The sequence below is a fragment of the Janthinobacterium sp. BHSEK genome, from assembly GCF_056174685.1.
Genome location: NZ_JBWBYV010000045.1, coordinates 1 through 11,384 on the forward strand (window position 1 = coordinate 1; position 11,384 = coordinate 11,384).

The window sequence follows — 11,384 nt, forward strand, 5'->3', positions numbered from 1 at the left end:
ACCGACTGCTTTGGGGCGTCATTTCCACTACCTGTCCATGCCTCGCAAGAGGGCTGGCCACGCATCACTTGTCCCTGTCACGGTTCCGGCATCAGAGGATCGATGCCATCCTCGGTGTACGACATGCTGGCGGACGCCCCCGTACATTCGCCCTGCGCCACATCGGCCACATAGCGGCATTCGCTTTCCACGCTGCCATCTTCCCGCCAGTGGCGGGTCCAGCCCTGGCGTTCGCCATCGGCATATTCGATCAGCTGCCTCGGCTTGCCGTCGGCGTACCAGGAACGCAATGCGCCCTCCTCGCGCCCGCCCGCGTTCCACTGTTTGTGCACGAGCAATACGCCGGCCCGGCTGAAGCGCTGCTCGCTGCGCAGCACGTAATGACCGCTGTGCGTGCGCTTGCTGGCGATTTTACCGTCCGGATAATATTCGACGCTGTCGCCGACAGGCTTGCCGTCCACGTAGTTGGTCGTACGCTGTACCTTGCCATCCGGGAAATAGCCGATGCTCGGGCCCGTCATGATGCCATTCACATACTGGCTGCGGCTATCCACGGCGCCGTCCGGATAGAACAGCAGCAGCTCGCCGTCCGTCTCGCCCTTGACCTGCGTCATGCGCGTACGCAGCTTGCCGTTTTCATCGAACGTTTCCACCACACCATCGGCGCGGGCGCCGTTGCGGTAGGTGCGCGACTCGATCAGCTTGCCACTCTGATGATAGGTCTGCTCCTCCCCCTCCTGCACGCCGTTGCGCCACGTACTACGCATGGAAACCTGGCCGTCCGGGTAATAGCGGGTCTGCGTGCCCTCCTGCACGCCGCGCCCGTCCTGCTCCACCTGCATTTCCAGCTGACCATGCGGGTAATACATGCTGTAGTTGCCCAGCAGCTTGCCGCGCAGGTAATCGGGGCCGTCGACCTGGCCGATCAGCCGCTTCGGTTCGCCTTCGCGCACATGATAGATCTCGACTTGCCAGGTGCCCGGCGTCTTGCCTGGCGGCAGCGGCACGACCAGCGCGTAGCGCGCATGCTCCTTGACTTCGCCGCGCGTCAGATTGTGGTTCAGGTACAGGCGCGCCTTGCCGTCCGCACACGCCTGCGGCTCACAGCCGCCCAGCTTGCTGACTTCGGGCATGGCGAGCGCTGCGCCGGCTGCCGGACACGATCTGATGCGCATCAGCAAGGGCGTCGCCTCGCGTATCAACGGCGCCAGCTGCTGCTTCATGGCCGCGTATTGCGCGGCGTCCAGGTGCACGGACACGGCATCCATGCGCACCTGGCGCCCGCCGCAACCGCTGTCGCCGGCCAGCGTCAGCACGTCGCCGCCGCCCTTGCCGGACTCGGCCTGGATCGCGCTGACCACTTGCCGCTGCTCGATCTCGGCGTGGACCAGCGCCGGCCACAGCAGCGTTGCAAGCAGCACATGCTTCACAAGGCACGCCATGCCTGCTCCTTGCGCTGCAGTTCCGGCGCCGGCGGCGCGTCGCCGCATGCACCCTGGGCCTTGCCAGCCACATACTGACATTCGCTTTTCAGGCTGCCATCTTCGCGCCAGCTGCGGCTCCAGCCGTCGCGCCGGTCGTTCACATACTCGATCGCTTGCTCGGGCTTGCCGCTTTCGTACCACGAGCGCGACGTGCCCTGCTCGCGCAATTGCGTATCCCAGCGTCGTTCCAGCACCAGCACGCCTTGCGGGCTGTAGCGCTGCAGGCTCAGCAAGCCGCCATCGTCGGCATACTGCTGGCGGCTTTGCACCTTACCCTCCGGATAGAATTCCAGCGCCTCGCCCGTGGGCAAGTCATTGCGCAAGGTCATGGTGCCGCGCACGGCGCCATCAGGGTAATAGTTTGTCGTCAAACCATTGTATTTCCCCTCCTTCATTGCGGAGCGGCTGGACACTTTTCCATCCGGGAAATACGTGAGCATCTCGCCTTCGATCTTGCCGCCACGCAGCACATAGCTGGTGCTCGGCTTGCCATTTTCATCGAAGGTCTGCACGGGCCCGTCCAGGCGCTGGCCATCGCGGTAGCTGCTCGTCTCGCGCAGCTTGCCTGTGGCGTGATACAACTGGTGTTCACCTTCAGGCAAGCCGTGGCGCCAGTTGCCGCGCAGCTCCAGGGTGCCGTCCGGATAATACTTGCTGCCGACGCCGTGCTGCCGGCCCTGCCCATCCTGCGCCACCTGTTTTTCGATCTTGCCATTCGGGTAATACGTGACATAGCCGCCGACCAGCTCGCCGGAGGCATAATCGGCCCGGTTGACCTGGCCGGACAGGCGCAGCTTGTGGCCGGCGAGGCTATAAATATCGACCTTCCACGTGCCAGGCTGCTTGCCTTTCGGCAAGGGCAACAGCAGCACGTTGGGCGCTTTTTCCTGCTCGATGGGGTAGAAATGTTCGTGCAGATACAGCCGCGCCCGGCCATCGGCGCAGGCCGCTGGCGTGCAGGCGGCGATCTGGCGCACGATGGGCACGCTTGCATCCTCGGGGCATTTTTTCAGGGTGACGAGCATGGGCGTCTTGCTGCGGATGTGGCGGGCCAGTTCGGCTTTCAGCGCGTCGTACGGCGCCTCGTCCAGATTGACCGAGCGGGCATCCATGCGGATCTGCCTGCCGCCGCAGGCCGTCGTCCCGGCAATCGTGAACACATCGCCGCCTTCGCTATCGGGTTCGCCGGCCATGCTTGCCAGCACCTGGCGCTGCACGATGTCCGCCTGCGCCATGCCCGGGGTCAGCAAGCAAGCGCCAAGCAGCGCGCATAGGGTCTTGATTTTCATGCTATTCCTTTAATTTTCCGCCGTGGCGGGCGCGCCCGCCGGCACGAAGCTGACACTGCCATTGCGGTAGCGCACCAGCACGTCCACCTTGGCGTCCTGGAATTGTCCATTTTTCACGGACGGGTTGAAAGTCCAGCTCTTCAGGCTATCCAGGATGACCTTGTTGAGCATGGGCTCCATGTATTGCTCGGCCCGCGCGGCGGTCAGGCTGCCATCGGCAGCGATGGACAGGGTCAGACGGCTTTCGCCGCTGGCCTGCGCGGTATTGAGCACGCGGTAGGCGACGGTGGCCATCGTGTCGCGCTGCACGCTGGCGCCCTGGTCCGGCGGCGCCGGCAAGGCTGCCAGCTTCTTTGCCAGCAAGGCGCCGTCGGCCAGCGCCTTGTCCCAGCGTTTCGGATAGGCGCCCGGCTGCACCAGGCGCAGCATATTGGCCGCGCGCTCCATGCGGCTGGCCGTGCGCTCGACGCCGTTGTCGGCCGCTTCGCCTTCTTCGGCCGGCATGGCATTCTGCGCCGTATGGCGCTGCGCCGTCACTTGCGCCAGCGCCACCAGGTTGGCGGCATCCTGCTCGCCCCCGCCGCCGCGCAGCAGTGCCGTGGCGGCGATGCCGAGCCAGGCCACGCCATCGGTCGGACGGCCCCACACGGCTTGCTCGAAGTATTGGCGCGCCGCTTGCGGCTCGTTCAGGCTCAGGTGCGTGCGGGCCAGCGCCGCCGCAGCCAGGTGGTCGCGCGGATCGGCTTGCAGCAAGTCGAGGTAGGTATCGGACAAGCTGGACTGGTAGCCGGGCAGCCAGCCCATGCTTTCCATCATCGAGGTGCGCAGACGCGCGCGGGCCAGGTCACCGCTGTAGCCCGACGATTTTTCCCGCTCGCTGCGGTACAGCAGTTGCAAGCCCCGCACGACGGCGGCATCGTCGCCCTTGCCCATGGCTTGCGACAAGTTGCGCACGGCACGCCGCACGTCCGACGGCTGCAATGCACCGGCCTTGCGCGCATGCCAGTCCAGCTGTTCCAGCCCGGCTACGGGCACCGTCGTGGCTTGCTGCCCGGTCTTCTTTTGCGCATCGTCCGGTACGGCGGTCCAGATCGCAAAGCCGATCACGAAGAACACAATCAGGATGATGATGACCACCCAGCCCGTGTCCGACACGGCGGACTGCCCTTGCGCGGCCGGCGCCGGCGCGGCGTTGCCAGGCAAGGTACGCGGACGCCGCGGCGGCGGCGCCTGCCTTGCCTGCGCCAAAGCGTGAGCCGAAGCCTGCGCGGCCGCCCCGATGACCTTGTCGCGCGCGCAGGCCGCGCAACCCTGACCCGCAAAATGCTGGTGTTCGGGATTCACGGCGCACACTGTCAACTTGCCGCCGCTGCGCTGCGCATAGCCGCGCAGCAACTGCGCCCAGTCGGCCGCCGATGGCCGCTGCGCCGTGGAGGATGGGGAAAACGCGCGGTCGAACATGGCGCGCAGTTCCGGCGGCATCAAGGCATGGCCGCTGGTGGCGTTCGGCGCCAGCTGTTTGTGGCGTTTGACGCCATACGCATAGCAGCCGTCGCGGATGCGCCCGGGAATATCGGTCGCCACTTGCGCATTGCCGGGCCGCCCGCTGTACGGGTGGATGCCGAAGTTGAGCAACTGGAAGATGACGACGGCCAGGGCGAAACGGTCCTGTGCCATTTCCGTGCCCGCAGGCATGCCCTTGCGCTGGAATTCCGGCGCCAGGTAGTCGGCCGTGAATTGCTCGGCAGGAAAACGCTCCGCATGGCCCTGGATGCTGAAACCGTCGCAATCGAGCATGGCGATGTACAACGAATCGCGGTAAAAACGCAGGTTCACGGGTTTTAAGTCGACCACGTAATGCTGCTGCTGGTGCAGCGCATCGAGGACGGCGGCCAGGTTGGCGGCCAGGGTCAGCTTGGGACCGAGTCCCGTGGGCAGGCCCGCCGCGCGCGCTTGCCGCTCCTGCATGATCTGTTCCAGCTCGGCCGTCTGCGCCATGTCCAGCAGGGGCATGACGAAACCGGCAAAGCCGCCCTGGCCGTCGAACACGGCCGCTTGGGGCCACGCGATCTGTACGTAGCGCTTGCCGTTTTCCACTTGATCGGGCAGCTCGGGCGACAGTTCCAGCATCGCTTCAAGCTTGCGCCGGTTGGCCGCCCGGTCCAGGTGCGGGTGGTACAGCTTGGCGACCTGCGCGGACGCGCCGGGCAACAGGTACACGCTGCCCGCGCCGCCGCTCTTGACGAGTTTGCCCAGTACCAGGCTGCGGACCTTATCCAGCCATATCTTGCCGCCCGGACTCAGACCGGGCGTGACTCCCTGCTTCCGGCTCATGCGCGCAAGGCCAGCAGCAGAGTCTTGTCGTCGCCCGTGATCTGGTGCGTGCGCGGGTCGGCCAGGGTAGACGCCAGCGCCGTATTGCCCAGCTCGATACTCTTGACCGTGCGCAGATAGCCTTGCACGGCATCCATGAACGGCGCGTACAGCGCTGCATTGTTCTTGCTCATGGCAAAGGGCATGCAGCCGTCCGACATCAGCACGACGCCGCGCACGGCTTGCGGAATCGCCAGCAGGCGCAGCTGTTCGCGCCAGCGCTCGCCGCTGATGAAATAGGTTTCGTTGGCGTATTCGCCGTTGGCGGGCAGCGAGATCAGTTCGCCGCCGTCCATCAGTTGCGCCACGCCCAGGCCGTCGCCCAGGTGGAAGAAGAAGCCGGCCTCCTGCCCCATGACCGCGCCCACCACCGTGCTGGCATAGTCGTCGAGGGTGGCGTTGGCGGCGCGGGCGATGTCGTCGAGCGCGGCGCGGATCTGCGCCAGGGTCGCCGCCAGCGCGCCGTCATGCAGATCCTGCACGGTGGCGCCCTGCTCCAGCCGTCCGGCCAGCGCCTGCACGGTGTGCGCCGCGACAAACTGCGCGCCCTGCTCGCTGAGGCGGGCCGAACCGGCGCCATCGCAGACGATGGCCACCAAAATGTCGTTCACGACAGCGTGCGCGTGCGCATCCTGGCAAGCGATCTCCTTATCCAGATGCGCCTTGCCCGTGACGGAGGCGCCAAACACGCGCCACTGCTGCTTTGCTATTGCCATGGATCAGCGGGCTTTCACGTATTCACGACGGACCAGCCGTCCGTCGAAGCCAGCTGCGCCTGCGCGCCGGGACGCGACTGCGACACCACCTGCATGCTGGCGCTCAGCCACAGGAACAGTTCGCGGAACTGCAAGCCCTTCAGCTGCTTCACGCCCCGTTCGCCACGGCTGGAAAACTGCCCCAGGGTAGCGGTATTCGCATTGTCGCCCACGGCGATGGGGAAGATCGCCACCTTATTCGCCTGTTCAGCCGCGCGGGCCTGCTCGGCGCCGCGCTGCCAGGGATCGGTCGGCTCGCCGTCGGACATCAAAAACAGCCACGGCCGCGTGTACGCCACGCCCGCCGCGCGGAAGCGCTGCTTTTCCTGCTCGATCTCGGCCAGGGCCAGCTCGACAGCCGCACCGGTCGGCGTGGTGCCGTTCGCTTCCAAACGGGGCGCCGTGAAATCCATGGCGTCGCACCAGGTGCTGGCGACTACCGCTTCATCGTGGGCGCCGTATTGAATCACGAGGATGCGCACGCGCTTGGCGGCGATCACATCGGATTTCAACTCCTGCTCCAGCAGGGCCAGGCCTTCGTTCAGCAAGGAAACAGGTTGGCCATCCATGCTGCCGGAGCAGTCCAGCACGAGCACCAGCGGCGTGCGTTGTTCGGTGTTGTCGACCAGGGCGACGTCGGGAATCATTATTGAACTCATGGGCAATCGGTAAATGTGAAATCGGACATAGTGCGAATCTTACATCACGGGCAAGAAATTCCCGCGCGAGATTGCCGCTTGCATGATGAAAAGGGAAATAGGCCGGAGGGCGCGATGCCGTGGTCGACTTTGCCTGACGCAAGAATCTGTCCTAACTTGATGAGCACCCGGAAGGCCGTGGCGCCATCAGAAAATACCGGCGCCCTGCGAAATATCAAGCGTCATCTCATTCGGATGAATGATGCGCCGCGCCCCGCCCTTGCCTAGACTGGCTCCAGCCTCACGCCCCGCCCGTCCGGGCGCGCGCCAGGGGCGCTCAACCATCGAGGGACGAGATCATGAACACCATCATTCTGAGCACAATGCTGGGCCTTGCCGCCGCCAGCCAGGCGGCGATGGCGCAAACCCTGCCGCAGGACAAAACCGTTGAAGTGCCGGGTCATGCGCTGCGCATCGAAGTGCCCGCCCAGCCGCATTACATGATGCGCGAAGACTTCCAGCAATTCGCGGGCGCCTACGACCTGTCGAACGGCGACGTCTTGCAGCTGCGCCGCGCCGGCGCCGTCATGTATGCGCGCATCGGCAACCAGGAGGAGCACCGCATCGTCGCCACGAGCCGCAATGCCTTCGTGGCGCTGGACCGCCAGCTGAAAGTGCGCATCGACCATCACGACGACGGCAGCGTGGGCGGCGAGCTGGTAATGGTGGTGCCGTCGCGCCAGCTGGCGGACGGCAGCACGCAGGGCGCACACCTCGCGGCGCTGGCGTTTCCGGGCCGCTGACAGCGCGGGGCCGAGGCAAGCTGGCGCCATGGGCATGCCGCTGACAGCACAGCAGGAAGCATTGATCGCCCGCCTGTATGACGCGGCGCTCGACGATGCGCTATGGCCGCAGCTGTGCCGCGACCTGGCCGATGCGTTCGGCGGCGCCAGCGACGCCATCATGATCCTGGAAAATGACAGCGGCGCACAGCTGCTGAGTCCGACCCGCAACTTCGACAACAGCGCCGTCGACGCCTACGAAGCATATTACTGGCAGCACGACGTCTGGGCCGAATGGGCGTTCCGGCTCGGCATGGGCCAGATCCACGCCAGCGACCAGCATATCCCGCCCGGCACACTGGAGCGCACGGAATTCTATGCCGATTTCTGCCGCCCGCATGGCTTGTACCACGTGATCGGCACGGCCTTTTCCGTCGCGCCCGGCGAGGTGGCGCTGCTGGGCGTGCACCGCCAGCGCGCGCAGGGGCCGTTTGCGGACAGTCCCCTGGTGCAGGCGCAGCTGCAGGCCCTGCTGCCGCATTTGCAGCGCGCCCTGCACATCCGCGCCCGCCTGGCGCACAGCGGCATGCAGGAACGCACGACGCGCGCGGCGCTCGACGCGCTCGACACGGCCGTGCTGCTGATCGATAGCCGGCTCGACGTGGTCTATGCGAACGCCAGCGCGCTGGCCCTGTTCGGTCCCGGCCTGGAGCACAGCCTGCGCTACCCCGGTGGCGGCAGTCCCCGCTGGTGCGTGCTGCCGCGACTGGCGCAAGCCGTGCGGCAAGCCATCGGCGCCGGCCATGGGAAACGGCAAGCCGCGCCCGTGGCCAGCGCGCTGCGCCTGCCGCGTCCCGGCGCGCCCGACCTGTGCCTGACGGTGGCGCCCTTCCGTCCGCCGCAAGACCGGTCCGGCCAGCGCCCGTGCGCCCTGGTGCTGGCGCGCGACCCGCAGGCGCCGCCCGTCGCCGCGCCTGTGCTGCAACAGCTGTTTGACCTGACGCAAGCCGAAGCGCACGTGGCCCAGGCGCTGGCGCACGGCGCCGCCATCGACAGCATCGCCGCCGATACGGGCGTCTCCATCAACACCGTCAGGACGCATCTGCACCACATCTACGATAAGACGGGCACTGCGCGCCAGGGCGAACTGATCGCCAAGATCCATCAGAGCACGGCCTTGCCCGTCCCGCCCGCCCGCATACCCCAGCGTTGAACGAAAAGGAGAATCCAGCATGAAGAACACCATGATTTCCGCCATCGTCATCGCCGCCAGCACCCTGGCCACGGCCCACGTGCTGCCGCCGGAGCGTACCGTTGAGGTGCCGGCCCTGTCGCTGCGCATCACGCCGCCCGTCCAGCCCCGCCACATCAGCCGCGAAGAGTTCCGGCCGTATGCGGGCGACTACGCGCTGGCCAACGGCCAGACCCTGCGCCTGCGCCAGTACGGCGGCCGGCTGTACGCCAGGGTGGGGAACGGCGAGGAACACCGCATCGTCGCCGCCGCGCCCAAGCTGTTTGTCGCGCTCGACAGCAAACTCAAGGTGCGCATCGACCGCCGCGACGACGGCAGCATGGGTGGCGAACTGGTGATGATTGTGCCGCCGCAGCGCATGGCCGATGGCAGCGTCAGCCTGGAACGGGTGGCGGCGCTGCCGATCGCGGCGCGCTAGCGTTGCTGCAGGCGTGCTGCGTGGAAAAATAGTTGCATGCTATGATCGCCGCCTTCGCCGCGACGATGCCGCAGCCACTCCATGGAGCACCATGACTCAGACGAAAAAGATTCCAGCCCGCCTGGCGCAGTACTTGAGGCGCGGCCTGCGCCTGCTTGCCTGGCCCCTGCTGGCCCTGGTCAGCGCCGCCTGCACCAGCACCACGCGCCATCCGGCCAGCGAGCCCACGCAAGTCGTCCTGCGCTTCACCTATGACGACGGCAAGCCGATGCGGCATGACGATTACCTGGCCCAGGCGCGCCAGCAAACGTATATCAAGCGCTGCAGCAAGATAGGCAGCACCACTGTCTGCGACGTCGGCTCGGATGCACTGTTCACGGGCGGCGACGCCCCGCTGGACGCCAACGGCGAAGTGCGCGTCACCCTGCACTCGACCGGCCCCATCGGCAACAATCCGACCAGCCTTTGCATCAAGGGCAAAGGCTACGTCTTTGATTCAGGCGACTGGAAACGCGGTCCCTTCAGCCCCGGCCAGGTGATCGAGATCCGCTACAGGATCAGCGAAGTGGACATGGCGTGCCCCTGGTCGTCGGGCACGCCGCCGTGGTGGGACAAGAGTTAAGCCAGCCGGGGCCGGCTGGCCCGGCTTTACTGCAGCTCGAACTCCGCCGGGGTCAAGCCCAGCTCGCGCGCGATCTTGCTGGCCACGCGCTGCTCGTTGGCGTCGAAATTGCCATCCGACGAAGCGACGGCGATGATCATGCGCACCAGCAGGCGCGACGCCTCCACATTCGACTTCATCTTGCCCAGGGCCTGATACGCCTTGGCTTCGCCGATATCCTTGTCGAACTCCAGCTGGCCGACATAGTCCTGGAAAGCCTTGATCACGTCCGTGGTGCTGAATACGGATAGCGCGTCATTACTTTCAATAAACTTCACCATCTTCTGCTTCTCTTCCGCGCTGACGCTGCCGTCGGCCATGGAGATCAGGGCCGAGCCCGCCATCGCGGCGTTCAGGAAATCCTTGTTCTTGTACTTCAGCGCTTCAGTTTTCAGTTCGCTTGCCTTGGACTTCAGCTTGCTCAAAAAGGAATCGAAACTCATGGCGTACCTCCGGGTTGGTTGATTCATATCGAGCGGCAAGTCTTGCCGCCACCAGGGATAGTTGAGGGTGTAAGCTTAAAATACAAGCAAGAGATAAGCTTAAGCGTGCCGGTGGTATTGACCTCACCCACAGGCAAAAAGCCGGGGTCAGTCACTTCGTGATCGTAATGCCCCCCCATTGGGGGACATTACCCCTGTAGGGTCTGACCCCAGTTTCTGCCTTGGGGCGAAAAACTGCCGTCAGCATACAAACACACAAAACACGACGAAAACGAATTAACTTGAAAATTGCCTTATTTACAGTTGAAAAATAAATAATTTCATGGCAGGATGGAATTACATTTTCCATACTGCAAGGTTGTGATGGACAAGCAATTGCTGTTGATTTGCGCACTGACGTTCATCGTCCACATGATCGGCACCTTCGCCTGCTCCGTACGCATCGCCGTCTCGCTGGCCCTGTTCAGCATTTTGATGCTGCTGTCGCGCACCTCGAATTCCTTTTTTGGGACCATTTCTTGCCAAACACGTGGAAACGGGAATCGACCAGCACGTTGCCGCCAGCACCTTATTGGGCGACTTCCGCTGGCTACTATTCTCCGCCAGCCTGGCAACGTTAATGGGCGCAATCCTGATCTCCACCTTCCAGCGCGCCTTCTGCCGCGCCGTCGAGCACTTCCAGGTGCACAGGTCGGTGCCCAAACTGCTGCTGCACACCGTCTTCAAGGGCGGCTTGTCCTGCCTCAAGACCTCCGCCAGCCTGCCCAAGCCCGCCAACGTCACGGCCCTGCGCCAAAAATCCGGTGTCTCCGCCTCCATCGTCATCGCCACGGCCCTGTGGACGGTAGGCGTCTTTGCCGCCCTGTATGCGGGCGTGCTCGCCCCCAGCGTGCGCGTCACCTCCAGCACCCTGTCATCGATCATCAACGGCGGCGCCACCATCATGATGGCCGTCTTCATCGGCACGTGGTGTCGGGCATGACGGATGACGTCATCGAGGGCAAGATCGAAGAATCGCAATTCCGGCGCGCGGTGGTGTGGCTGGTGGGGAGCAGATTGGCGGGGACGCTGATTGCGCAGTTTTTGCTGGTGCCGTCGGCGGTGGTGATTGTGGGGGTGGCGAAGGGGTTGTGAAGAAAATTTGAAAAACTAATTCACAAAAAAGCAATTCCATTTTTTGAACTAACAAATCATAGAGAGATATCATGAAACTTGGAGCAGATGGCGCACTTGCAGTAGCCACAAAAAAAATATCAGGGGAAGCTGGACAGGAGCGACTGTACATGACC

11 protein-coding genes and 1 pseudogene are annotated in these 11,384 nt (G+C 64.6%); 5 read left to right on the plus strand and 7 right to left on the minus strand.

The window, feature by feature from the left end:
- Positions 1-77: 77 nt before the first annotated feature.
- The 5 genes from AC0V2Y_RS16445 to AC0V2Y_RS16465 are packed head-to-tail and all read right to left on the minus strand — an operon-like array spanning position 78 to position 6,560.
- A complete protein-coding gene (locus AC0V2Y_RS16445; protein WP_475416780.1) occupies positions 78-1,442 on the minus strand; it encodes a toxin-antitoxin system YwqK family antitoxin in 1,365 nt (454 codons plus the stop codon).
- Positions 1,427-2,773 (minus strand): toxin-antitoxin system YwqK family antitoxin, encoded by a 1,347-nt coding sequence (locus AC0V2Y_RS16450; RefSeq protein ID WP_475416781.1) that lies wholly within the window; start codon positions 2,771-2,773, stop codon positions 1,427-1,429. The genes AC0V2Y_RS16445 and AC0V2Y_RS16450 overlap by 16 nt, the downstream gene beginning before the upstream one ends.
- A 9-nt stretch (positions 2,774-2,782) precedes the next feature.
- A complete protein-coding gene (locus tag AC0V2Y_RS16455) occupies positions 2,783-5,107 on the minus strand; it encodes a hypothetical protein (RefSeq protein WP_475416782.1) in 2,325 nt (774 codons plus the stop codon).
- Positions 5,104-5,862: a PP2C family serine/threonine-protein phosphatase gene (locus AC0V2Y_RS16460; RefSeq protein WP_475416783.1), complete on the minus strand. Its 759-nt coding sequence runs from the start codon at positions 5,860-5,862 to the stop codon at positions 5,104-5,106. The genes AC0V2Y_RS16455 and AC0V2Y_RS16460 overlap by 4 nt, the downstream gene beginning before the upstream one ends.
- 14 nt (positions 5,863-5,876) lie before the next feature.
- Positions 5,877-6,560, minus strand: coding sequence for a vWA domain-containing protein (locus AC0V2Y_RS16465; RefSeq protein ID WP_475416784.1), 684 nt, complete (start codon positions 6,558-6,560; stop codon positions 5,877-5,879).
- A gap of 338 nt (positions 6,561-6,898) precedes the next feature.
- Between AC0V2Y_RS16465 and AC0V2Y_RS16470 the strand changes: the two genes are divergently transcribed.
- The 4 genes from AC0V2Y_RS16470 to AC0V2Y_RS16485 all read left to right on the plus strand — a co-directional run bounded on the left by AC0V2Y_RS16470 (position 6,899) and on the right by AC0V2Y_RS16485 (position 9,613).
- Positions 6,899-7,342 (plus strand): hypothetical protein, encoded by a 444-nt coding sequence (locus AC0V2Y_RS16470; protein ID WP_475416785.1) that lies wholly within the window; start codon positions 6,899-6,901, stop codon positions 7,340-7,342.
- A gap of 34 nt (positions 7,343-7,376) precedes the next feature.
- Entirely contained in the window at positions 7,377-8,534 is a 1,158-nt protein-coding gene (locus tag AC0V2Y_RS16475) for a helix-turn-helix transcriptional regulator (RefSeq protein ID WP_475416786.1), read from the plus strand.
- Between the two features lie 19 nt (positions 8,535-8,553).
- Entirely contained in the window at positions 8,554-8,991 is a 438-nt protein-coding gene (locus AC0V2Y_RS16480) for a hypothetical protein (protein WP_475416787.1), read from the plus strand.
- A gap of 91 nt (positions 8,992-9,082) precedes the next feature.
- Positions 9,083-9,613, plus strand: a complete 531-nt coding sequence (locus AC0V2Y_RS16485) for a hypothetical protein (RefSeq protein WP_475416788.1) — start codon at positions 9,083-9,085, stop codon at positions 9,611-9,613.
- Positions 9,614-9,639: 26 nt separating this feature from the next.
- Here the strand turns inward: AC0V2Y_RS16485 and AC0V2Y_RS16490 are convergent, their stop codons facing one another.
- Together AC0V2Y_RS16490 and AC0V2Y_RS16495 are read right to left on the minus strand one after the other, a co-directional pair.
- On the minus strand, positions 9,640-10,095 hold the full coding sequence (locus tag AC0V2Y_RS16490; RefSeq protein ID WP_475416789.1) for a tellurite resistance TerB family protein: 456 nt from the start codon (positions 10,093-10,095) through the stop codon (positions 9,640-9,642).
- Between the two features lie 320 nt (positions 10,096-10,415).
- A complete protein-coding gene (locus tag AC0V2Y_RS16495) occupies positions 10,416-10,586 on the minus strand; it encodes a hypothetical protein (protein ID WP_475416790.1) in 171 nt (56 codons plus the stop codon).
- On the opposite strand from AC0V2Y_RS16495, the pseudogene AC0V2Y_RS16500 reads away from it, so the two are divergent.
- Positions 10,507-11,229 (plus strand): annotated as a pseudogene (locus tag AC0V2Y_RS16500) (lipid II flippase family protein). The gene AC0V2Y_RS16495 and the pseudogene AC0V2Y_RS16500 sit on opposite strands and share 80 nt — an antisense overlap.
- Positions 11,230-11,384: the final 155 nt, after the last annotated feature.